At 73.0% G+C, this 22,104-nt stretch carries 19 protein-coding genes; 3 read left to right on the top strand and 16 right to left on the bottom strand.

What is annotated here, in order from left to right; all coding sequences use genetic code 11:
• Window positions 1-118 precede the first annotated feature (118 nt).
• Window positions 119-931, top strand: coding sequence for a DUF3152 domain-containing protein (locus IF47_RS0109610; RefSeq protein ID WP_342667250.1), 813 nt, complete (start codon window positions 119-121; stop codon window positions 929-931).
• Here the strand turns inward: IF47_RS0109610 and IF47_RS0109605 are convergent.
• The 12 genes from IF47_RS0109605 to IF47_RS0109550 form a co-directional block, all read right to left on the bottom strand.
• Window positions 904-2,370, bottom strand: coding sequence for an MFS transporter (locus IF47_RS0109605; protein ID WP_245641063.1), 1,467 nt, complete (start codon window positions 2,368-2,370; stop codon window positions 904-906). The two genes, IF47_RS0109610 and IF47_RS0109605, sit on opposite strands and share 28 nt — an antisense overlap.
• Window positions 2,371-2,744: 374 nt before the next feature.
• Entirely contained in the window at window positions 2,745-3,797 is a 1,053-nt protein-coding gene (locus tag IF47_RS0109600) for a methyltransferase (RefSeq protein WP_031508075.1), read from the bottom strand.
• A 110-nt stretch (window positions 3,798-3,907) separates the two neighbouring features.
• Window positions 3,908-4,522, bottom strand: coding sequence for a GNAT family N-acetyltransferase (locus tag IF47_RS0109595; protein WP_031508074.1), 615 nt, complete (start codon window positions 4,520-4,522; stop codon window positions 3,908-3,910).
• 79 nt (window positions 4,523-4,601) lie between these two features.
• On the bottom strand, window positions 4,602-5,417 hold the full coding sequence (gene hisN / locus IF47_RS0109590) for a histidinol-phosphatase (protein ID WP_037732317.1): 816 nt from the start codon (window positions 5,415-5,417) through the stop codon (window positions 4,602-4,604).
• Window positions 5,418-5,499: 82 nt separating this feature from the next.
• Window positions 5,500-6,189: a class I SAM-dependent methyltransferase gene (locus IF47_RS0109585; protein WP_031508071.1), complete on the bottom strand. Its 690-nt coding sequence runs from the start codon at window positions 6,187-6,189 to the stop codon at window positions 5,500-5,502.
• A gap of 49 nt (window positions 6,190-6,238) precedes the next feature.
• Window positions 6,239-7,522: a DegT/DnrJ/EryC1/StrS aminotransferase family protein gene (locus IF47_RS0109580; protein WP_031508070.1), complete on the bottom strand. Its 1,284-nt coding sequence runs from the start codon at window positions 7,520-7,522 to the stop codon at window positions 6,239-6,241.
• Between the two features lie 104 nt (window positions 7,523-7,626).
• Complete coding sequence (locus IF47_RS0109575; protein WP_031508068.1) at window positions 7,627-9,909, bottom strand: hypothetical protein; 2,283 nt, start codon at window positions 9,907-9,909, stop codon at window positions 7,627-7,629.
• 88 nt (window positions 9,910-9,997) lie between these two features.
• The gene (locus tag IF47_RS0109570; protein ID WP_051717342.1) at window positions 9,998-11,002 is read right to left on the bottom strand and encodes a Gfo/Idh/MocA family protein; all 1,005 of its coding nucleotides are present in this window, start codon (window positions 11,000-11,002) and stop codon (window positions 9,998-10,000) included.
• A gap of 88 nt (window positions 11,003-11,090) precedes the next feature.
• Window positions 11,091-11,582: an NUDIX hydrolase gene (locus tag IF47_RS0109565; protein WP_051717340.1), complete on the bottom strand. Its 492-nt coding sequence runs from the start codon at window positions 11,580-11,582 to the stop codon at window positions 11,091-11,093.
• A 49-nt stretch (window positions 11,583-11,631) separates the two neighbouring features.
• Window positions 11,632-13,065, bottom strand: coding sequence for a M28 family peptidase (locus tag IF47_RS0109560; RefSeq protein WP_078591680.1), 1,434 nt, complete (start codon window positions 13,063-13,065; stop codon window positions 11,632-11,634).
• 586 nt (window positions 13,066-13,651) lie between these two features.
• Complete coding sequence (locus IF47_RS0109555) at window positions 13,652-14,608, bottom strand: LysR family transcriptional regulator (protein WP_031508062.1); 957 nt, start codon at window positions 14,606-14,608, stop codon at window positions 13,652-13,654.
• Between the two features lie 125 nt (window positions 14,609-14,733).
• Window positions 14,734-15,672 carry a LysR family transcriptional regulator gene (locus IF47_RS0109550; protein ID WP_037732316.1) on the bottom strand — a complete coding sequence of 313 codons (939 nt, stop codon included), beginning with the start codon at window positions 15,670-15,672 and terminating at the stop codon, window positions 14,734-14,736.
• Between the two features lie 71 nt (window positions 15,673-15,743).
• Here IF47_RS0109550 and IF47_RS0109545 point away from each other — a divergent pair, with 71 nt between their 5' ends.
• Window positions 15,744-17,129 (top strand): FAD-binding oxidoreductase, encoded by a 1,386-nt coding sequence (locus IF47_RS0109545; protein ID WP_037732314.1) that lies wholly within the window; start codon window positions 15,744-15,746, stop codon window positions 17,127-17,129.
• On the opposite strand, the gene IF47_RS0109540 is transcribed toward IF47_RS0109545, so the two are convergent.
• On the bottom strand, window positions 17,083-17,637 hold the full coding sequence (locus IF47_RS0109540) for a GNAT family N-acetyltransferase (RefSeq protein ID WP_031508058.1): 555 nt from the start codon (window positions 17,635-17,637) through the stop codon (window positions 17,083-17,085). The genes IF47_RS0109545 and IF47_RS0109540 overlap by 47 nt on opposite strands.
• A gap of 136 nt (window positions 17,638-17,773) precedes the next feature.
• Here IF47_RS0109540 and IF47_RS0109535 point away from each other — a divergent pair, with 136 nt between their 5' ends.
• Window positions 17,774-19,822 (top strand): flavin monoamine oxidase family protein, encoded by a 2,049-nt coding sequence (locus IF47_RS0109535; RefSeq protein WP_031508056.1) that lies wholly within the window; start codon window positions 17,774-17,776, stop codon window positions 19,820-19,822.
• A 79-nt stretch (window positions 19,823-19,901) separates the two neighbouring features.
• Here the strand turns inward: IF47_RS0109535 and wrbA are convergent, their stop codons facing one another.
• The 3 genes from wrbA to IF47_RS0109520 all read right to left on the bottom strand — a co-directional run bounded on the left by wrbA (window position 19,902) and on the right by IF47_RS0109520 (window position 22,044).
• On the bottom strand, window positions 19,902-20,519 hold the full coding sequence (wrbA, locus tag IF47_RS0109530; protein ID WP_031508055.1) for an NAD(P)H:quinone oxidoreductase: 618 nt from the start codon (window positions 20,517-20,519) through the stop codon (window positions 19,902-19,904).
• 224 nt (window positions 20,520-20,743) lie between these two features.
• Window positions 20,744-21,343, bottom strand: coding sequence for a DsbA family oxidoreductase (locus IF47_RS0109525; RefSeq protein ID WP_245641062.1), 600 nt, complete (start codon window positions 21,341-21,343; stop codon window positions 20,744-20,746).
• Window positions 21,337-22,044: an SDR family NAD(P)-dependent oxidoreductase gene (locus IF47_RS0109520; protein WP_031508052.1), complete on the bottom strand. Its 708-nt coding sequence runs from the start codon at window positions 22,042-22,044 to the stop codon at window positions 21,337-21,339. Before IF47_RS0109520 ends, IF47_RS0109525 begins: the two co-directional genes overlap by 7 nt.
• Window positions 22,045-22,104: the final 60 nt, after the last annotated feature.

Genomic DNA, 22,104 nt, shown 5'->3' with positions numbered 1-22,104 from the left:
ATCGACACTCGGGGGGAATTCCATCGTGGGGCGCCGCCGCAACGACCGACGCCGCAGTGCCACCGGCCGCCGGGCCCACCGTTCCCGAAGACGGCCGCACACGCGCGTCCTGGCCTCGGTGCTGACCATCGGGATGGCGACCGTCGGCGGCTTACAGGTCGCTCGGCAGAACGCCGAGCACGCCGAGAACACAGAGCGCGCCGAGAACGCCGCGGGCTCCGGGAGCACGGCCCCGCCCACCGACGCTCCGACCCGCACGGCGTCCCCCGTACCGTCCCCGTCGTCCTCGCCGTCGGCGTCCCCCTCCGGCTCCACGTCCCCCTCCGCCGAGGTCACGGAGCCCGAGGAGCCGGAGGCCATCCCGGTGCCCGCGACCGGCCCCGGCACCTTCGTCACCGCCCGGGCGGACGGCACGGCCGTCGGCAGCGGCACCATCCGCACCTACCGGGTGCAGGTGGAGGACGGCATCCGGCTCTCGGCCACGGAGGCCGCCCGGGAGATCGCCGCGATCCTCGGCCATCCGCGCGGCTGGACCAACGACGGCGTCAACGGTTTCAGACTCGTCTCCGGCGGGCCGTCCGACTTCGTCATCAAGATCGCCACTCCGGGCACGGCCGACGCCCTCTGCGGCGCCGCGGGCCTGAACACGCACGGCGAGCTGAACTGCGCCGTCGGCGGGACCGTGGTGGTCAACCTCAAGCGGTGGGTGCTGGGTTCACCCGAGTTCGCCGGTCCCGTCTCGGAGTACCGGGCGCTGATCGTCAACCACGAGGTGGGTCACCGCATCGGCCACGGCCACGAGACCTGTCCCGGTCCGGGCCTGCCCGCGCCCGCGATGATGCAGCAGATCAAGGGTCTCAAGGGTTGCGTCTCCAACGCCTGGCCCTACTCCGCCGACGGCACCTACCTGGGCGGCCCGAGCGTCCCCTGAGACGCCGGCCGCTCACCGTCGACCGGCGCCTTCGCGTCCCGCGGCCTCCCACCGCGGGACAGCCCGGGCGCCGACGTCACCAGCATGGCGGCGAGGACGGCGGTGGCCGCCAGGATGCCCGTGGAGACGCCGGCCGCCACGGCGTACCCGTGCACCACCGCCTCGTCCCGGACCGCCTCCCCGGTGCCGTGCCCTGCGGCGTACGAGGCGGTGGCGCTCGTCGCGACGCTGTTGAGCTGGGCCACCCCCAGCGAACCCCCGATCTGCTGGGCGCTGTTGACGGTGGCCGCCGCCGCTCCGGCGTCGGCGGGACCGACGGACGTGGCGATGCTCATGGCCGGCATCATCGCGCAGCCGAGCCCCAGGCCGATCAGGACCTGGGCCGGCAGCAGATGGGTGAGGTAGACGTCCGGCATCCCGGCGCGGAGCCGGGTGAGCAGCGCCATCCCGGTCGCCACCGTGATCAGGGCGGAGACGACCAAGCCGCGCGGTGGCACACGCGGCAACAGGTACGCGGCGATCACCGTGGCGCCGACGGCCATGCCCGCCGCCAGCGGCAGGAACGCCACACCGGTGAGCGCCGGCGAGTACCTCAGGACCGTCTGGAGGTAGTAGGTCAGGAACAGGAACACCCCGAACAGGCCCACCTGGGTCAGACCGATGACCAGGAAACAGCCTCCCCGCACCCGGTCCGCCACGACCCGCAGCGGCAGCAGCGGGTGAGGCGCCCGACGCTCGGCCAGCGCGAACAGGGCCAGCAGAAGCGCCCCCAGGATCAGCGCGCCGACGACCACCGGATCGCCCCACCCCCCCTCGGCCCGGGCGAACCCATAGACCAGGGCGACGGGACCCGCGCAGCCCAGCAGCGCGCCCGGCAGGTCGAGCCGGGTGGAGCGCCGCACCGGTCCGTCGGCCGGCAGCAGCGCACGCCCGCACGCCGCCACGAGTGCCACGGGAGCGTTGACGTACAGGCACCAGCGCCAGTCCAGCCAGTCGGTCAGCACGCCGCCCGTCAGCAGTCCGACCGCGGCGCCGCTGCCGCTCACCGCCCCGTAGACCGCGAACGCCCGGTTCCGCTCCCGTGGTTCGGAGAACATGGTGCTGACCAGAGCGAGCGCGGCCGGGGCGAGTCCGGCGGCGAAGACGCCCTGCAGGGTGCGGGCGAGCAGCAGCGTCCCCGGGTTCGTCGCCGCCCCGCCCAGCATCGAGGCGGCGGCGAAACCGAGCAGGCCGACCAGGAGAACGCGCCTGCGTCCCAGGAGGTCGGTGACCCGGCCCCCGAGGAGCAACAGGCCGCCGAAGGCGAGGGTGTAGGCGGTGATGACCCACTGTCGGTCGGCGTCCGACATCCCGAGGTCGGCCTGGGCCGACGGCAGGGCGATGTTGACGATGGTGCCGTCCAGCACGACCAGGATCTGGGCCAGACCGACGACCACCATGCCCCACCACCGCCGACCGTCCGACGGCGGCGTGGGTGGGCGCGCGGTCCGCACGGAAGGGACGGGCGGGGAGGAATCGGCCGCCGCGGCCATGGGCGAGGCTCCTTGTCGTCGTGCCGGGAGCCGTCCCCGGCGCGGGCGGGCGACGGGTGGGCGGGGGCTCCACCGATCGTGCGCGCCGGGGACGGCGGGAGCGTCGAGCCACAGGTCGTTCCGTCCGGTGTTCCGGGCCCGGTGGTCTCGGCGCGGCACCAGCACAGCAGGGGCGGGGGCACCGCGTCCAACAAGCGGTCGGGGCCGGTCGGCAAGGAGGACTTGTCGTCGTGTCCGGCCGTGCCCGATCGCGCCGGGCCGCCGCCCGGCGCCGCCGCGCCTCACGCCTCCGCGGACGGTTCCGCCTCGATCAGGGAGAACGGTGCCAGCGTCGCGGGCGACTCGACACCTGCGGTCGTGAACCCGGCCGCCTCGAACAGCTCGGCGTACTCCCGCTCGGTGCGCTCCTTGCCGCCCATGGTGACGAACATGTACAGGTCGCTGAGGTAGGTCAGCGGATGCACGTCCGAGGCGGCGCGCGGGGGCATCAGCACCTCGATGACCAGCAGCCGACCGTGTTCCGGGACGGCCCGCCGGCAGGCACGCAGGATGTCCACGCAACGTTCGTCGTTCCAGTCGTGGAGGATGCTCTTGAGCAGGTACAGGTCCCCGCCCTCGGGCACCGCCCGGAAGAAGTCGCCGGTCTCGACGCGGCACCGCTCCTCCACCCCGGCGGCGCGCACCGTGTCGGGGGCGTTCGCCGCGCCCTCCGCCGAGTCGAAGACGACGCCCCTCGTCTTCGGGTGCTCACGCAGCACCGCGGCGAGCAGCGAGCCGTCGGCGCCGCCCACGTCCACGACGGTGCCGTACCGCGAGAAGTCGTGGTGCGCCGCCAGCGCGGCGGCCACGCTGCGGGTCGCCTGCCGCATCGAGGCGGTGAACGTCGAGGAGAGTTCGGGCTCGGAGGCGAGGTGACCGAAGAAGTCCTTGCCGAACATCCGATCGAAGGCCGGTTCCCCGGTGCGGATGCTGTGTTCCAACTCCTCCCAGGCCCGGCGGAACACCCCCGTCCCCTGCCGGGCGAACGAGTACAGCGAGTCGGGAGCGTCGGCGCGCAGCCGTGCCCCCATCGGCGTCAGGCGGAACGTGTCGGCCCGCGGCTCCTCCAACAGGCCCAGCGCGGCCAGGGCACGCAGCAGCCGGAGGAGCGACGGCGCGTGGGTGCCGGTCTCCTCGGCCAGCTCGCCGCTGCCGACCTCACGGGTGCCGATGTGGTCCGGGATGCGGAGGCGGGTCGCGACGTCCACCAGGTCGGACGTCATGTAACCCCATATCAGTTCCAACAGCCTCGCCTGGTCGGCGAACTGGTCACGGTGCGAAGTGGTGGTTCCCACGGTGGTCTCCCTGCGGGGCGGGGCGGGCGGCCGTCGGCCGCGGCGGCGAGGAGCGGGCGCCGTGCCGGCCGGCCACGCGACGGCCGGCCGGCACGGCGGATTCCGAAGGGCTAGGAACGGGGCGCGCGGCGCATGCACCAGGTGCGGGGGCCGTCGGGGATGTCGATGTCGGCGGTGACCTCGAAGCCGAACCGCCGGTAGAGCCGCACGTTGCGCTCGTCGGCGGTCTCCAGGAAGGCGGGCACGCCGGCCCGGTCGGCCTCCTCCAGGCCGGGCCGGATGACCGCGGTGCCCAGCCCCTGCCCCTGACGGTCCGGGTCCACCGCCACGGTGGCCAGGAACCACACCGGCTCGGTGGGCCGGTGGGGCGCCACCAGGCGCTCGCTCTCCTGCTGGGCGTGGAGCCGGTCACCGGCGAGTTCGCCCATCCGCGGGCCGATCTCCACGAAGGCCGGGGTGGGGTCCTTCTCCGGAGTGGTCCACACGGCCACGGCGTCGCCGTCGGCAGCCACCCAGACCCGGCCGTACTCCAGGCCGACGCGGGTGAGGATCAGCTCCTGGGCCTCCCGCACCCTCCTGCCGTGGTCGTCCGCCGAGATGGTGTGCCGGGTGGCGGGGTAGTCCGCGAACGCGCGTTCCAGCGTCCGGACCGCTCGGGGGACGTCCTCGTGGGTCGCCGGGCGCACCGCGTGGGTCGCGGAGGTGGTGTGGTCGGAGGTGGGCATGGTCGTATCGCCTTCTTCTGTGCTTCTGGTTCCTCGACAGGATGTCGGTTCTGTGGTGTGCGGCGCCCGCCCGGCGCGGTCATCGGTTCGGTTCCCGGTCCCCCTCTCCACCGCCCCGCCGCGCGCTCACCAGGGAGAGCGCGGCGGCGTGCAGCCTCGGGTTGCCGGCCAGGACGCCCGTCCCCTCCAGCGGGTCCCGGCCGTCCAGGTCGGTGCAGACGCCCCCCGCCTCCTCGACGAGGATCCGCACGGCGGCCACGTCCCACGGGCTGACGATCGGTTCCGCCACGAGGTCGATGGTGCCCTCGGCCACCAGGCAGTACTGGAGGAAGTCGCCGAAGGCCCGGTCCTGCCAGCAGGAATCGGCCAGACGCAGGTACCTGTCACGGGCCTGGCACGCGGCCCATGTGCGCAGTTCCGTGGTGGACAGGTAGGCGTCCGCCAGGTGTTCGACCTCCGAGACCCGCAGGGCGACGGGGCCGTCGGGGCCGGCCGTCCACGCGCCCTGGCCGAGCCCGGCCCACCAGCGCTTGCGCAGCGCGGGAGCGCTGACCACGCCCACGGTGGGGCGACCGTCCTCGACGAGGGCCACGAGGGTGGCCCACACCGGGACGCCGCGCAGGAAGTTCTTGGTGCCGTCGATGGGGTCCACCACCCAGGTGCGGCCCCGGGTGATCTCGCCGCCTTGCTCCTCTCCGAAGAGGGCGTCGCCGGGACGGCGTTCCTCGACCGCCGCGCGCACCGCCTTCTCGACGGCCAGGTCCGCGTCGGTGACGGGGGTGCGGTCCGGTTTCCTGCGGACCTCCAGGTCCCGTGCCCGGAAGCGTTCCACGGTGACGGCATCGGCGATGTCGGCGAGTTCCCTCGCCAGGGCCAGGTCCTCGGGTGTCGGCATGCGCGCCTCTCTCGTGTGGGTGGTTCGTCGGGACGTTCGGGGCCCGGCCGGTGGGGGCGGGCGCGCCCGCCCCCACCGGCGCTCACGCGGCGGTCAGTTCCAGCAACCTGTACTCCATGACGCGCGTCACCTCGATGCGCCGCACGCGACGCAGCAGTTCCACCCGCATGCCGATCTCGGCCGCCGACCGCTCCAGCCGTTCCTGGTCCCCCAGGTCCGCGGTGCCGATGAGCAGCCGCCCCCCGTCCGCCAGGTGCGGTCGGGCCTCGGTGATGAACCGGTGCTGGCCCTGGTAGCCGGGGTCGAAGACGGCACCGTGCAGGTCCGTGGTGAGCGGGAAGTCCTCCTCGACGTAGGTCCACGGCACGTTCCAGAAGACGACGTCGAAGCGGTCCTCCGGGCCGAGGGCGGAGTACAGGTCGCTGTGGAGGACGCGCACCCGGTCGGCGACCCCGTGTCGTTCGGCGTTCTCCGCGGTGTTGGCGACGGCCTTCTCGTTGATGTCCAGCGCCGTCACGTGGGAGCAGCCGGAGAGCGCGGCCGTGACCGATATGACGCCGGTGCCGCATCCCACCTCCAGGAAGCTGCCGCCGCGCGGGTAGGGCAGGACGGACGCCATCACCTCGGTGGCCGCGGTGATGGTGCCGGGGAAGACGCCCCGGTGCAGGCTCCACTCCTTGCCCAGCAGGGTGAAGGAGTCCGGCAGGTCCTCCCCTTCCAGGGCGTGGGCGAGGACCCTCGCCGCGGCTTCCGGGGATTCCTTGATCGTCATGAGTGCCTCTCTCGGTTCGTCGGTCCGCCCCACGGGGCGGGGACGGGGGTCAGCGGCGTGCCGCGTGGGCGGCGAGGGCGGCCGACTCGCGGCCCACCTTCCGGAACGCCTCCACGTACTCGTCGATGAGTGCCTTGTCCTCCGGCCAGTTGGTGAACGTGGGCAGCGACAGGGCGTGCCGCTCGACGTGTTCGGCGACGGAGCCCTCCTCGGGGGCGGCGGCGCGCCTGGGCGCGCCGGGGAAGAGGGGGCTGTCCGCGTCGGAGTAGAGCGGGAGCGTCGCCAGGCGCGGGCCGGAGGGCGCGGAGACCTCCATGCCCTCCGCCCGGAGGGCCTCGATGAGCACGGCGCGGGGCAGCCCGTGCAGCGCCTCGGGCCGGTAGAGCGGCTTGAAGCCGTACCAGGCGCCCATGTCGACCTCGTCCGCGACATGGACCGGCTCCAGGTAGGGCACGTCGCGCAGCCGTGCGTTGAGGTAGTGCAGGCACTGGTGACGGGCTTCCCTGCGGGCCGGGAAAGCGGCCAGGGAGTGGCGCGCGACCAGCGCGTTGAACGGCGACATGCGCAGCTTCAGACCGAAACCGGTCACCCAGAACCGGCGCAGTTCCTCGTCCACCACGCGGTCGCGGGAGCGGTCGCGGTAGTGGCCCAGGAGGGTCGCGCGGTCGTGCACCTCGGCGTCGTCGGTCACCAGGATGCCGCCCTCGCCGGCGAAGACCGCCTTGTTGGCCTGCAGGGAGAAGACCGCGGCGTCCCCGAAGGTTCCGCACGGCCTGCCCTTGTAGCGGCTGCCGTGGGCGTGGGAGCAGTCCTCCAGGACCTTCAGGCCGTACCGGTCGGCGATGTCCAGCAGGGCGTCCATGTCACAGGGGTGGCCCCACTGGTGGACGACGGTGAGGACCCTGGTCCGCTCGGTGATCGCCTCCTCCACCGCGCGCGGGTCGACACCGCGCGTGCGGATGTCGATGTCGGCCAGGACGACGTCTCCGCGCAGCACGTGCACCGGGCTGAGCGCCGCGTGGTAGGTGAGCGCCGGGCCGATCACCTCGGTGCCCTCGCGCACGCCGAGCGCGAAGTAGGCGGCCAACAGCGCGCTCGTCCCGGAGTTGAACGTCACCGCCCAGCGCACGCGGTTCTCCAGGAAGTCCAGGAAGTCGCGCTCCAGCTCCGCGATCGGCCCGCTGCTGCCCTTGATGGAGATGTCCAGGTTCCGCTGCGCGGCCAGCGCGGCGAGTTCCTCCTCCGACGCCGGGGGCGGCCACACCTCGTGCGGCAGCGGCCGGGAGATCGCCGGCTCCCCGCCCAGGAGCGCAAGGGTCCGGGCGTCGCTCATGTGTCCTCCTCGTCTCGTGTTCGTCGTCGGCTCACGTCCGTGCCGGTCTCGTGCGCCGATCTCGTGCGCCGGTCTCGTGCGCCCCGGTGCGCGGCGGCGGAGCGTCAGCGCTCCTTGCGGATCCACAGGTCCCGGCCGGCGAAGTCGATGCGTCCCAGGCCCACGGCGTAGAAGCGCAGCAGCACGGGGTGGTGGATCGAGGGTTCTCCGGTGGTGACGGTCAGTCGGGTCCGCGCCGCGGCGCGCGGGGGGACGGTCAGCGTGTCCGGGTCCAACCGGAAGCCGAAGCCGTGCGGCTTGCCACGGGTGATGCGGGCGCCGAGCAGCACCTCCAGGGGCTCGTCACCGTCGTTGTCCATACGGACGTCGAGGACGGTCTCCGTCCCCGGCTGGAGCCGGTTGTCGCCGCGGATGGCGATGCGCACGGCGTCGTCCTCGGTGTCCTGGGTCGCACCGCACACGGGGCAGCTCAGCAGGTGGCGGCGGAGGTGGGGACGGAGCACATGGGCGCTGACGTAGCGGTGCAGGACCTCGCCGCAGTAGTCGCAGACGCCGTAAGGGCTGTCGACGTGCCGCACGGCGTAGGCGGGCCGGTACGCCTCGACGAAGTGGTACTCGCGCGTCTCGGTCAGCCGCAGCAGCATCTCCAGCAGGTTGCGGTCGAGGCGCCGGCAGTTCGCCAGGATCCTGTCGGTGGCTTTCTCCAACGGCTCGGACCGGGTCGGCTCCGCGGCCACCGCCTTCACCCGCCGGGCGATGGTCGGAAGGCTGTTGGCGGCGTCGGCGAGGATGTTGCGGGTCCGGTCCAGCCGGAGATCGAGGAAGGCCAGGTTCTCGTAGCGCTCGATCGCCCGGACGATGCGGTGCGCCGCCGCGACCGCGCCCGAGCCGTGGGCCGTGGGCCCGGGCGCGGCGCCCCGGCCCGTCGTGCGCTCCAGCACCAGGGTCCGTGAGGTGTGCGGACCGGTGATCCGGTGGTCCTGGAGGGCGAGGACGAACAGGTTCGGTTCGCCGTCGATCACTCCGGTGGCGCAGTAGACGGGTTGGCGCCCACCGAAGGGGGCGAGGGGTGTCACGGTGAGGCCGTCGGCGGGTCCGGCGAGGAGATCGGGGTCCTTCAACCGGATCCGGGTGCGGGCCGGCACGACCCCTTCGAAGACGATCCGTGCGCGGCCCGGCTCCTCGTGGCAGGTGACCGAGGGTGGTGCGACCGTGGCCGGCTCCGGCGCGTAGGTCGCCTCGGGGTCACCGATGATCACGACTTCGGGCGCGTCGACGCCCCAGCGGCGCAGGTTGTCGTTGACCACCCGGACCGCGGTGCCGAGCGGCAACCCCTCGTCGAGGAGGTGGTGGAAGAGCAGGTTCTCGGCCGGCGTGCCGTCCTTCAGCAGGGGGCTGGCGACGTAACTCCCCGCCCAGGCGTCCAGGAACCGCTGGGCGACGGTGAAGCGGTTGTCCCGGCCGAGCAGTTGGGTGCCGAGTTTGACGGTGAGGCAGGCGTTGGCGAAGACCACCTGGGCCGGTACCCGGGCCGGGTCCCGGCGCCGCGCCTCCGGGTAGACGCAGCCGTCTCCCTGGAGGCACGCCGGCAGGGGGCCGCCCTCCCGCACGGCGGCCTCCCGGGCGGACTCGTCGGGGGTGAGGCCGCACAGGATGTCGCCCGAGCCCAGGCGCATGTAGTCCTCGCTGCCGTGCGTGATGAGGCTGAACACCCGGTGCAGGCCGGTGCCGTCGGTGAGCGCGGCGGCGTCCACGGCGTCCTGCGGGTAGGTGGTGAGCCGGCCGGCGGCGACCGGCGCGTCGCCCTTGAGGAGGGGGGCGACGAACACGTCGCGGGCGGCCGGCAGCCGCGGGTGGGCCAGGGCCTTGAAGACCAGCTCGCCGAGCTTGACGACGGACTGTGCGCACAACAATCCGACGTCCAGCTCGGGACGGGCCTCACGGATCCGGGCCGTCCAGCCGAACCCGAGCGCGTCGGACGGCCCGACGATCGTCAGCCACCGGGGCGAGCCGGCACGGCGCACGGCGCGCAGGACGTCCTCGACTCCGTATGCCCGTTCCAACCGCGCCCGTTTGGCCAGCGCGAAGACGGCAGCCGGCCAGGCGTACCCCTCGTCCTTCCCCCGGCCCGGCACGGCGACCACCAGGTGGTCCTCGCGCGCGTGCCGCAGGACCGCCTCGGCCTCCTCGGGGGTCGCGCCGGAGTCCGTCCGCGGCTCCCCGGTCGGCGGATCGACCACGGGGATGCCCAGCCGTGCGGAGACACGCCTGGGCCACAGGTGGCGCCCCTCGGGGTCGTACACCGGGAACGTCTCCCCCGGTGCCTCGTGGGCCGACAGCGCGACCGCCAGGTACTCGTCGAGCGTTCGGGTGGGTACGGTCGTCAAAGCTCTCACGTTTCCTCTTCGTGGCGTTGGTCCACCTCGGTCTCCGGCCGCGCTCCGCCGCGGACTCCGCGTCCCGCGGCCGTGGGTCTCAGGAGGCCCGGTCGATGGCGTGTTCCTGTTCGGTGCGCTGCTCCCGGTAGACGTCGTCGATGATCCGCACCGTGGCCAGTTGGCGTTCGATGTGCGCGTCGCGGTACCGCCGGTCGTCCAGGTGGCGCAGGTAGTGCGCGACCATGTCCTCGACGATCCGGTCCTTGGGGCACTCCACGACGACGCGGTCGGTCTCGCGACCACCCGGCGAGTACAGGCCGGCGCCCGTCGGCGTGATGGCCAGCGATCCCTCGCTGCCGAGGACGGACAGCCGTTCCACCTTCTCGTGGTTGTGTCGTGAGACGCGGATCGAGCCGGCGAACGTCCCGTTGGGGTAGGTCCACTGCAGGCTGACGAGGTCCTCCAGCCGCCGCTCGCGCATCTCCGCGTAGCAGTGCAGGAACGTGGCCTGCACCGCGGCCGGGGCGGTGAACATGCCGCACAGGGCGTCGACCAGGTGGTATCCCATGTCCAGCAGCACCCCGCCGCTCGCCTGCTCCCTGGAGGCCCGCCAGCCCGTGGTCGGCTTCGGCAGGTTCATGTGGTAGTCGTAGGAGAACCAGTAGGGGGCCCCGATGCGCCGGAGGTTCCGGTGCGCGAACCGGAACGCGGGGTTGAAGTTCCGCTGCACGAGCACCAACACGCTCCGGTCCACCGACCGTGCCAGTTCCGCCAGCCTCCGGGCCTCCCGCGCGGTGACCGCGAAGGGTTTCTCCTTCAGCACGTGCTTGCCGTGCGACAGCAGCTCACGGCAGAGCGGGAAGTGCAGGCTGTGCGGGACGGTCACCAGCGCGGCGTCGAAGCTCACTCGTTTCAACGCCTCCCCCACGGTGGCGAAGCGGGGGAAGCCGTGCCGGTGGGAGATCTCGTCGGCCTCCGGCGCGGGATCGACCCCGCCGACCACGTCGGCGAGCCGCCTCATGACGGGCAGGTATTCGGTTCCCTGGTGGCCGGCGAACCCCACCACCAGCACTCGGAGACGTTTCCCTTCGCTGACCGGCATTCCATCCTCCTGACGCTCGCTCGAACCGCACGCGCACGCCGGGTCGGTCCTTCTCGGCCGCCGTGCGTCGTGACGGTGCTGCACGCGGCTAGGGCCGCGGTTCGTGCGGAAGGGGCTGTTCGGCGGCGCGGCACGAGCGTTCGGGCGTGGCCGCGAGCCAGCGGTGCGCCGCGCTGACGGAATCGACGATGAAGCTGCTGCCAGTGCGCTCGGCGTCCGCGTGGAGGATCGAGATCCCGTCGGGTCCGAGCCAGGTGTACCGGGGGTGCTTGTCCCATTCCAGGCGGGGCGCGGCGAGGTCGCCGCGCACCTCGACGACGTAGTCGTACTCGGTGTGACGGTGTCCGTCGGCTTCCCAGGTACGGGGCGGCAACCGCGTCAGGACACGGTCGAGTTCCCACCCCGTCTCCTCCCGAATCTCCCTGCGGAGCGCCGCCAGGAGGCTCTCCCCGTCCTCCACCGCGCCCCCGACGATGTCCCAGCAGCCCGGGAAGAGACGTCGGTCCTCCGAGCGCTGCTGCACGAAGATCCGATCGTCCGGGTCCCTGATCAGGGCTCCCACCACGACGCGACCGCCCACGGAACGTCCTCCCTCCTCCGGTCCGAACTCCTCGTCACGGGACTCCTCGTCACGGGGTCCCGCCGGAGGAGAGCCGGTGCCGCGCGAAGTGCCCCAGCACGTCCGCGAAGGCGCTCCGGTGTGCCTCCGCGCCCGCGGGGCTGTAGTTGTCGATGTCGTCGCACGGCAGGTGGTAGCAGGCGTCGTAGGGCTCGCCCGCCGTGCCGCCCCACAGCGCCGCCTCCTCGGCCGTCTTGGTCTCGAACGACCCTCCGTACAGACCGCCCACCGGGATGCCCGCCTCCATGAAGGGCGCGTAGTCGGACCTCCCTTCCGCGCCCGACGGGCGCGCGGTCCGTCCCCGTGCGGAGAAGGCGTCGCGGAGACGCTCCTCTATCTCGGCGGAGCCGGGCGGGGGCACGGCGCCCGTCTGCTCGTCGGGGGCGGTGCCGTCCAGGACGAAGAGCCCGTGGTTGGGGCTCCCGATCATCTCCAGGTTCAGGTAGAGCTCGATGTCGTCGCGGGCCGACGGGGACAGCGACCGCACGTAGTGCCGGGAGCCGACCATGCCGAACTCCTCCGCGCCCCAGAGGGCGAAGACGAGTCGGTTGCGCTGTCCCCCCGGGAGCCGCGCCATCCGCACGGCGGTGTCCAGGAGGACCGCGACCGCAACTCCGTTGTCGTTGATGCCGGGGGCCTCGGGGACGGAGTCGAGGTGGGCGCCCGACACCACCGTGTGCTCGGGGTCCCCCGTCCGGCCGGTGGCGATCAGGTTCTCGGTGACGCGCTCCTCGGTGAGGGAGCGGATGGCCAGGGTGACCGGGCGCTCCCGCGCCGCCTCCTCGGCCAGTTCCTCACCGGTTCGCCGCGAGACGCCGGCGATGGGTATGCGGGCCTCCTGCGGCCGTGCCAGCCAGCCGTACAGCTCCCCGGGACCGTCGTTGGCGACGAGCACGGCCGCCGCCCCGGCGTCCGCGGCGACGCGCTGCTTGTCGTCCAGGGAGCAGCCGCCGTCGACCACCAGTGCGACACGGTCCCGTACCGGTGTGCCGGCGTAGTCTCCGGGAGCGCAGCCCTGCCGCTCCGACCCGCTTCCCGCCGGCACCGCCACGGTGGTCTCCAGGCCTCCCTCGGGCGTGGACGGCGAGTACCCGGTGAGGACAACCGTCCGCGTGGTGCCGTCGGCCAGCGTCAGCCGCTCCTCCAGGGTCTCGGTGTAGAGGAAGCGGAAGGGCCGGCGTTCCGTGTGGTATCCGGCGCGTTCGAGGACGGTTTCCGCATAGGCCAGCGACTCCCGGTACCCCTCGGAGCCCGAGGCGCGGTGGCCGCCGTTCCTGTCGGCGATCTCGTCGAGGCGTTCCAGGTGGGCGCGGACGGACGCGGTCGGCGAGGGCACGGGCGCGCCGCGCTCCTCGGCGAACGCCGAGCCGGGAACGGTCGACAACGGCAACAGCGTCGCCAGGCACACCGAGGCGGTCGGCAGGATCCTCCCCCGAACAGGCATGTATCCCCCAGAAGCATTGACAACGGACAGCGAGAAGACGTGCGAACACGCTCGCCGGCGAGCCACCGCGGCGATGGACGAATTCGATTGTTCGGAAGTGTCGGATGCGGGAAGAAGTGAGGGAGCAGGCCGACGCGGGCGTGGCGGAACGCTGCGCCGATCGGCGGTTTCGGTTTCTCAGTCGCAATCGATTCCGCAGGGACACCCATAGGCATGTACCCCCCGGGCTGACCTCCGCGATCGACTCGTAACGCACGACTATTCGAAAGCGACACACACACTACATTCGTTCTTCCGACCCACAAACGAATCAGTGTGTTTTCGGACTTCCGAACAGACCCTTGTCCGCCGGGTCGAAAGATGTCTCGGAGCCGGAAAGAGCGGAGCCGGTTCGCCGCCGATGCCCATGGCAAAGCCCGCCACGACGCCGCCGCGGCACGGGTGGAAAGGTTCTTCCACCCCCCTGGCACAATGCCCTCGGGGCGGTCGACGGTGGTCCGGACGGTGGAATCGCGCCAGGGCGGGTCCGGGGCACCCGTGGGGCAATGGCGAGTTTCCTACGCCCCTCTCACGAGGCCCACCGGCCTCACCGGGCGAGCAGCTCCCGGTCGGGTTCGGGCAGCCACTGCTCCTCGGAGTCGTAGTCGAACCCGTCCGCCCCGGTCTCGTGGGCGACGCCGAAGAGCTTCTCGATCAGGTGGTGGGTCTCGTACCGGCGCCACACCAGTGACCAGGGGTACAGCGGCACGGGAGCGGTCACGGGGATCGAGCGGATCGCGTCGGAGTGGTCGTACGACACGTCACCGCCGCTCAGACACACCTCGTCCCCTCGCTCCCGCATGCGCCGGACGAGGTGCTCCTCGTCGACCACGGGGCCGGTGAGGGTGAGCGGGACGTCGAAGGCGTCCGCGAACCTGCGCACGTAGCACACCCACTCCGAGGGCGTTCCGTAGTACGGCAGCCAGACCCCGACCTTCCGCAGGTCGCTCGTCTCCACGGCGGACCGGTCGGCCAGCGGGTGGTCGCGCAGCACGACCGCGTGCAGCGGCTCCAGCCTCATCAACCGCGAGGTCACGCTGGCCGGCCACGTGCCGGAGACGTCGTGCACCCGTCCGAAGGCCGCGTCGATCTCCCCGCGGACGAGCGCGGGCAGCGCCGCGGAGAGCCGTTGGCGCATGCTCAGGCTCAACTGGACGTCCGGGTTGTCCTCCACCAGTTTCCGCACCAGGCGCAGGGGGGCGAGTCGACCGTCCACCACGTCGATCCTCAGCAGCCGCTGCCGCTCCGGGCGGACGGCCTCCAGCGCGGCGTCCGCCGCGGCCAGAAGGCGGATGGCGGGCGCGAGAAAACGACGCCCGTGCTCGGACAGTTCGACGCTCCGCCCCTCCCGGACGAACAGCATCACTCCGAGCGTGTTCTCCAGGCGTCGAATCCGCTGGGAAAGGGCCTGCTGGGTAATGCCCAACAGCTCCGCCGCGCGGCGGAAATGCAACTCGTCCGCAGTCACCACGAACGAGCGAACCAGCGCGATATCGACGTCCACGACACGCAAGTGTTCGTTAACAACAGTTATTTGTCAAGCAAGCCCAAAGCATCCGGGGAAGACACTCCGACGTCAAACGGAATTAAGAATTCCGAATATCTCTCGAACCGTCCTCCGACCCCCGCTCACAGGGGACCCGAGCCGTCCCCGGAACCGGTGGGCCCCGGGGCGGGGAGGGCCGTGCGCAGCCGTGCCAGGAAGGCTCGGGCCGCGGGGCTCGCCGGACCGTCGGCCCGCCAGGCCAGGGCGATCCGGCCGCGCAGCCGGGGTCGGACGATCTCCAACACCCGCAGCCGGTCCGCGTGTTCGGCCGCCGAGGACGCCGGCAGCACGGCGACGCCCAGCCCCCGCTCGGCGATCCGGGCGAGGACGTGCGGCGCGGCGGCCTCGAAGCCGACGTGGGGACGCGCCCCGATCCGGGCGAAGGCCCCATCGAGGACACCGCGCAGCCCGGTGCCGCGCGGCAGGCTGATCAGCGTCCGATCGCGGAGGGCGTCCAGCGTCACGCTCGCGCGGTCCGCGGGGGAGGCGAGGGGGTCGTCCGGCGGGACGGCCACGACCAGCGGCTCGTCGATCACCACCTGGAGCGAGACCCCCGGCGGCTCCTCCCCGGTGAGCCCGATCACCGCCACGTCCAGTTCACCGTGGTGCAGGGCGGTGATCATCCGGTCCGAGACGTCCTCGGTGAGGGTGATCTCGACTCCCGGGTGCTCGTCGTGGAAGTCGGCCAGCACGGAGACCACGTCCAAGTCGTGCGTGGCCGCGGCGGAGAACAGGCCGAGCGTGACGTGGCCGCGCAGCAGCCCGGTGTACTCCTCCACCACGTGCCGCATGCCGTCGGCGGCGGCCAGCGCGGCCCTCGCGTACGGCAGCGCCGCCTTCCCCGCCTCCGTGAGGCGCACCGTCCGACCCGAGCGGTCCAGCAGCGGCTGCCCCAGCTCCTTCTCGAGCTGCCGGACCTGCGCGCTCACCCCCGGTTGGGCGACGTGCAGACGCTCGGCGGCACGGGTGAAGCCGGCCTCCTCCACCACGGTGACCAGGTACCGCAACTGTCGGAGTTCCATACGCGGGAATTCTAGTCGCCATCAGAATCAGATCTTGGACTTATGGACCGGCGGCCACCACGCTGGGATTCATGGCGAACACGACACGGCGGCTTCCGCCCTTCACCGGCCCGGTCCTCCGGCCCGGCGACCCCGGCTACGAGGAAGAGGTCTCCGGCTTCCAGACCGCCTACGCCCACCGCCCCTCTCTGGCCGTCGGCGCGGTGGACGCCGAGGACGTGCGCCTGGCCGTGACACACGCCGCCGAGCACGGACTGCCGGTCGCGGTGCAGGCCACCGGGCACGGGCTGTCGGTGGCCGCCGACGGCGGCGTGCTGGTGAGCACCCGGCGGATGACGGACGTCCACGTCGACCCCGCCACCCGGACGGCGCGCGTCGCCGCCGGGGCACGGTGGGGCACGGTGATCGAGGCGGCGGCCCCGCACGGATTGGCGCCCCTGGCCGGTTCCTCCCCGACCGTCGGCGCCGTCGGCTACACGCTCGGCGGCGGCATCGGTCTGTCGGCCCGCCGGTTCGGCTACGCCGCCGACCACGTCCGCGCGCTCGAGGTCGTCACCGCCGACGGGCGCCTCCACCGCACCGGGCCCGGCGACGAACTGTTCGGCGCGCTGCTGGGCAGCGGCGACAACCTGGGGATCGTGACCGCCATGGAGGTGGACCTCTTCCCCGTGCCCTCGATCTACGGCGGCCAACTGGTCTTCGACGCCCCACTGGCACAGGAGGCCGTGGAGACCTGGCGGCAGTGGACCGCCGAGGCGCCCGAGGAACTGACCTCCACCGCCGTCCTGTTCCGCTTCCCCGACCTCCCCGCCGTACCCGCCCCGCTGCGCGGCCGGTACACCGCCTCCCTCCGGATCGCCCTCGACGGACCGGCCGAGCGGGGCGAGCGGCTGGTGGCGCCGCTACGGGCGGTCGGCGAACGGCTCGTGGACGACCTGCGGGAGATGCCGTACGCCGAGTCCGACACCATCCATCGGGAACCCGCCACCCCGCACGCCTACACCGCCGACAACGCCCTGCTCCGCGCGTTCCCGCCCGAGGCGCTGCGCGCCGTGTTCGACACCGTGGGGCCGCGGTCGCCCGTCGACTGCGTGGTGGACGTCCGCCACCTCGGCGGGGCGCTGCGCCGGCGCGGCCCGGCGCGGGTGGCCGTGGACCACCGGGAGGCGGAGTACGTCGTCCGCGTCATCTCCTTCCCCGGCCCCGGCACCGACCCGGACGAGATCCGCGAGCGGCACGCCCTGCTGCGCGGGGCCCTGGAGCCGTGGACGGTGGGCCACAGCCTCGCCTTCCTCTACGGGGACGGCGAGCGGGCCGACGAGGCCCGGACCCGCGCCGGGTTCGAGCCCGACACCTACGAGCGGCTCGCCGCCCTCAAGGCCGTCCACGACCCGCACAACCTCTTCCGCCTCAACCGCAACGTCCGACCGGCCGGCGCAGGGCCAGCCACGCGGTGACCGTCCCGTCGCCGTGCCGCACGAGGTCGGCGCCCGCCGCCGTGAGCATGCGCCGGGCGGCGGCGTTGACCGCGCCGGTACGGGCGAACAGGCGGGCGGCGCCACCCGCCCCGGCCGTCTCGACGAGCCGGGCGAAGACCGCCGTGCCCACCCCTCGGCCCCGGTAGGAGCGTCCGAGCCACAGCCCCGCCTCGACCGTGTCCGGCTCCGGGCCCGGAGCCAGCCGGGCCGCTCCCGCGACCGCCTCCGTCGGCCGTCCCGTCCCGTCCGTCTCGGTCACGACGACGGCGTACACGTCCTCCGCCGGCGCGGCGCCCAGGGAGCGCGACCGGTGGAAGGCCAGGAACGCCTCCCGGCGCCGCTGTGTCCACCCGGCCGGTCCGTCCTCCTCGACCGGCGGCATCACCTCACGGGGATCGGCCTCGGCGACGGCCGTGGCCGACAGCGCGCGCAGCAGCTCCTCGTCCAGGGGGCGCAGGGTGACGAGGTCGGGCACAACGGTTTCCATGGGGGCACCATGCCCCGCGCGCCCGCCTCCGAACCAACGCTTTTCGCGCCGAACGGGCGTCCCGTACGAGCGAATTCGACGGTTCCTCCCGTGTGCCGACGGTCCGCCGGGGCGGCGCCGCCGTAGGCAGGTGATCATGCACCAGGACCACCACACCCCCGACACGCGCCTGTCGCGACGGCGGTTCACCGCGGGCGCCGGGACGGTCGCCGCCGTCGCCGGGCTCGGCGCCGGCGCCCCCGCGCCACCGGCGCGCTCCGCGCCCGAGCCCGTCCCCGCCGCCGTTCCCACCACTGCCTCCGCCCCCGCCTCCGCCGACAAGGGCACCGCCGACTGGGAGACCTGTCTGGCCGTGGCCCGCGCCATCCTCCTCCTGGACGAGGAGAACAACGAACTGGTCCCCCGGTACGCCGAAATCCTGCACCACCAGGGCCTGCCCCGCGTCCGCCCCGGAACCGCCCGCTCCCCCAAGAAGGTGCTGGTCGTGGGGGCGGGTCCGGCGGGCTTGGCCGCCGCGGTGCTGCTCAACCAGGCCGGGCACCGCGTCACCGTCGTCGAGGCCAACGGCAACCGGGTCGGCGGGCGCGTCAAGACCTTCCGCTCCGGCGGCCACGAGCGCGCCGGGCAGCCCTTCGCCGACGCCCGGCAGTACGCGGAGGCCGGCCCCACCCACATCCCCGGCCACCACAAGCTGACCATGGGCCTGGTCGACCGGCTCGGGTTGAAGCGCCGACGCTTCCACCACGTGGACGTGGACGGCCGGGGCAGGCCCGCGCACCGCTCGTGGATCGACGTCAACGGCATCCGGGTCCGCCGCGCCGACTATCTGAGGTCGCCTCGGGCGGTGAATCGTTCCTTCGGAGTGCCCGAGGAGTACTGGGACGTCCCCGCCCCGACGATCCTGCTCAACGCCCTGGACCCGATCCGTGACGAGTACAGCCTGCGCACCTCCGGCGGGCGACGCCTGGACAAGCCGGTGCGGGAGCGCCTGGAGGGCTGGGCCCGGATCGTCCGGCGGTTCGGGCACTGGTCGATGCACCGCTTCCTGGCCGAGCACGCCGGACTCGACGAACGCACCATCGACCTGGTCGGCACCCTGGAGAACCTCACCGCCCGTCTCCCCCTGTCCTTCCTCCACAGCTTCGTCGGCTGGTCCCTGATCAGCCCCGGACCCACCTACTGGGAGCTGGAGGGCGGCACCGCCGCGCTGACCGACGCCCTGTTGGAACGCGTCCACCACCACGTCCGGCTCGACCGGCGCGTGACCCGCGTCGAGTACCGCGCGGACGGGGAGGGCGTCCGCGAGGACACCCCGCACCTCACCCCCGACGGGCCGCGGGTGTGGATCGACACCGTCTCCGAGGGGCGCGACGGCATGGTGGTGCGCGAGCAGTTCACCGCCGACTGCGCGATCCTCACGGTGCCCCTCCCCGGGCTGCGGCACGTGCAGATCGCCCCGCCGCTGTCGTACGGCAAGCGCCGCGCGGTGGCCGAGCTGCACTACGACAGCGCCACCAAGGTGCTGCTGGAGTTCAGCCGCCGCTGGTGGGAGTTCTCCGAGGCCGACTGGAAGCGCGAGTTGGAGAAGGTGCGGCCGGGGCTGTACGACGCCTACCGCACGGGCCGCGCGCCCGACGACGGCAGCCTGCTGGGGGCGCACCCGTCCGTGCCGCGGGGCCGCGTCTCCCAGGCGCAGCGCGTCCACTACACCGCGCACCGCTGGGTCTCCCGGAATCAGCCGGAGGCGGTGGGCGTCACCGGCGGCGGCTCGGTCTCCGACAACCCCAACCGGCTCGTGCTCCACCCCTCGCACCCCGTCGAGGGCAGCGAGGGCGGGGTGATCCTGGCCTCCTACAGTTGGGCCGACGACGCGCGGCGCTGGGACGCGCTCGACGACGAGGCCCGCTACCCGTACGCGCTGCGCGGGGTGCAGCAGGTGTACGGGCAGCGCGTCGAGGTGTTCTACACCGGTGCCGGGCAGACCCAGAGCTGGCAGCGGAGCCCGTACGCGGGCGGTGAGGCGGCCGTCCCGCTGCCCGGGCAGCACACCGAGCTCTTCCCGCACGTCGGCACGGCCGAGGGGCCGCTGTTCTTCGCCGGGGACCACACCTCGATCAGGACCGCCTGGATCGAGGGCGCGCTGGAGTCGGCCGTCCGGGCGGCGCTGGAGGTGCACCTGTCGTAGGTCGGCCGGCGTCACCGGGGAGGGCGGTCCGTTCCGCCCTCCCCGTCCGCCGGGGCGCTTCCCGGTGCCGGACGCCGCGTCAGGCGCCGGCGCGCAGCTTGCCCGCGGTCGTCACGACGCGCCGGGCCATGTGGTCGAGCGCGTTGTACTCCGCCTCGGTGAGCGGGTCGGTGTTCTCGGGGCCGGTGACGTGGGAGACGCCGTAGGGGTTGCCGTCGACGAACTTCAGCGGGTCGGTGTAGCCCGGCGGGACGAGGATGCCGCCGAAGTGGATGATGACGTTGTAGAGCGTCAGCAGGGTGGACTCCTGGCCGCCGTGGGTGGTCTGGGAGGCGGTGAAGCCGGCGTACACCTTGTCCGCGAGGAGGCCCTGCTGCCACTGCGGGCCCAGGGTGTCGATGAACTGCTTGAGCTGGCTGCAGACGTTGCCGTACCGGGTGGGGGTGCCGAACAGCACGGCGTCGGCCCAAACGACGTCGTCGGCGGTGGCCTTCGGCTGGTCCTTGATCTGTTCGTAGTGCCGCAGCCACGCGTCGTTGGAGGAGATGGCCGCCATGGGGGCGAGTTCCTCGACGTGCCGCAACCGCACGTCCGCGCCGGCCTGCCGCCCGGCCTCGACCAGGCGGTCGGCCATCTTCTGGATGGTGCCGGTCGCCGAGTAGTAGATGATGGACAGCTTTACGGTGCCGTTGGCCATGGTGTTTCCGACTCCTCGCTCTTGCCCGGCGGCGTGGACACCGACGTGTCGCGGTTCGCCGCCCCGTTCATCGCCCTGTGTGGCGTTGTGTTCCATCAGTCCCTTTTGCATGTCACGGTGGACACGGGTCCGCGCACGAGGCGCCGCGGGACAAGGGGCACGGGTTCCGTGATCGGAGGAGGTCAAACGTTCCGCGGCCGTCACGACCGGCGTCACGACCGGCGTCACGACCGGAGAGCCGCGAGGAACGCCTCCTCGGACCGCTCTCCCTCCAGGACCGTTCCGTCGTCGAACCGGAAGACCGGTACCGAGCGGACGCCGAGTTCCCGCACGCGGTCGAGTTCGGCCCGCAGCTCGGCCTCCCCGCCCGCGCCCGGCACCACCCCGACCTCGGCCGCCAGTCGGTCCAGGACGGTCCGGTCGGCGATGTGCAGCCCGTCGGTGAAGTACGCCCGGAACAACCGCTCGGCCATCTCCTCGCCCCGCCCCGCGCCGGACGCCCTCGCGAGAAGCCGGTGGGCCTCGAAGGTGTTGACGAACACGGCGCGCCCGAGGTTCACCTCCAGGCCGTCGGCGGCACCGAGCGACGTGTCGGCCGCGATCGCGCGGGCGACGGCCTCTCCCCTGTCCCGTTTGTGGACCTCGAACAGCGGCTCCCCGGTGAACGACGCCTCGGGCGCCAGCCGGAACGGGCGGAGCACCGTCTCCACCTCGCCCCCGTCGGCCCGGTGGCGCCGGGCGGCGCGGAGGAACCGGACGAACCCGCGGTAGGAGTGGACGCACACGAAGTCCAGGACGACCTCGACCCGACGCGCCGTCACCACGGGACCACCCCGTTCGCCGAGAAGTACCCGCCGCTCGGGCCGTCGGCGCCGATCGTGGCCATCCGCACGATGATCTCGGCGCCCTCCTCCACGGTCCGGGTCCCGGCGTGGCCGTTGAAGTCGGTGGCGGTGAGCCCGGGGTCCACGACGTTGATCCTGACCGTCGGGCAGGCGTGGGCGTACTGCACGGTGACCATGTTCAGCGCGGCCTTGGAGGAGCCGTAGGCCGGCGCCGGAATCCAGTCGGGCACGACCGACGCGTGCCCCGCGGGGTCGGCGGCGACGGCCAGCGATCCCAGTCCGCTGCCGACGTTCACCACCACGGGCGCGTCGCTCTCCTCCAACAGCGGGAGGAAGGCGTGCAGGACGCGGACGGCGCCGAACACGTTGGTGTCGTAGACCTCCAGCATCTCGGCCGCGGTGACCTCGCCCGCCGGACGGGCGGGCCCGGCGATGCCCGCGTTGTTGACCAGGACGTCCAGCCGCCCCGCCCGCTCCCGAAGGAGCCGGGCGGCCTCCCGCACGGACGCGTCGCTGGTGACGTCGATGCGCAGCGGGTGGGCGCCGATCCGCCGCGCGGCCTCCTCCCCGCGCCGGAGGTCGCGCGCTCCCAGGTGGACGGTGTGCCCGGCGTCGACCAACCGGCGGGCGGTCTCCAGCCCCAGCCCCCGGTTGGCCCCGGTGATGAGTGTGACGGTCATGGAGTCAGCCTCGGCGGGCGGTGGACGGGGGTGAAGTGCCCTCCGTATCCCGGGACCGGC

It is taken from the genome of Streptomyces megasporus, assembly GCF_000718985.1.
GTDB classification, from domain to species: Bacteria; Actinomycetota; Actinomycetes; order Streptomycetales; family Streptomycetaceae; genus Streptomyces; species Streptomyces megasporus.
This window is presented reverse-complemented; position numbering and strand designations above follow the sequence as displayed.

Excerpts from the sequence above, each read along its gene's own strand:
- IF47_RS0109595 (WP_031508074.1), bottom strand. The coding sequence starts at position 4,522 with ATGCCCACCTCCGACCACACCACCTCCGCGACCCACGCGGTGCGCCCG.
- IF47_RS0109540 (WP_031508058.1), bottom strand. The coding sequence starts at position 17,637 with ATGGAAACCGTTGTGCCCGACCTCGTCACCCTGCGCCCCCTGGACGAG.
- IF47_RS0109585 (WP_031508071.1), bottom strand. The coding sequence starts at position 6,189 with ATGACGATCAAGGAATCCCCGGAAGCCGCGGCGAGGGTCCTCGCCCAC.
- IF47_RS0109570 (WP_051717342.1), bottom strand. The coding sequence starts at position 11,002 with ATGCCGGTCAGCGAAGGGAAACGTCTCCGAGTGCTGGTGGTGGGGTTC.
- IF47_RS0109550 (WP_037732316.1), bottom strand. The coding sequence starts at position 15,672 with ATGGAACTCCGACAGTTGCGGTACCTGGTCACCGTGGTGGAGGAGGCC.
- IF47_RS0109580 (WP_031508070.1), bottom strand. The coding sequence starts at position 7,522 with ATGAGCGACGCCCGGACCCTTGCGCTCCTGGGCGGGGAGCCGGCGATC.
- IF47_RS0109545 (WP_037732314.1), top strand. The coding sequence starts at position 15,744 with ATGGCGAACACGACACGGCGGCTTCCGCCCTTCACCGGCCCGGTCCTC.
- IF47_RS0109560 (WP_078591680.1), bottom strand. The coding sequence starts at position 13,065 with ATGCCTGTTCGGGGGAGGATCCTGCCGACCGCCTCGGTGTGCCTGGCG.
- IF47_RS0109605 (WP_245641063.1), bottom strand. The coding sequence starts at position 2,370 with ATGGTGGTCGTCGGTCTGGCCCAGATCCTGGTCGTGCTGGACGGCACC.
- IF47_RS0109535 (WP_031508056.1), top strand. The coding sequence starts at position 17,774 with ATGCACCAGGACCACCACACCCCCGACACGCGCCTGTCGCGACGGCGG.
- wrbA (WP_031508055.1), bottom strand. The coding sequence starts at position 20,519 with ATGGCCAACGGCACCGTAAAGCTGTCCATCATCTACTACTCGGCGACC.
- hisN (WP_037732317.1), bottom strand. The coding sequence starts at position 5,417 with ATGCCGACACCCGAGGACCTGGCCCTGGCGAGGGAACTCGCCGACATC.
- IF47_RS0109520 (WP_031508052.1), bottom strand. The coding sequence starts at position 22,044 with ATGACCGTCACACTCATCACCGGGGCCAACCGGGGGCTGGGGCTGGAG.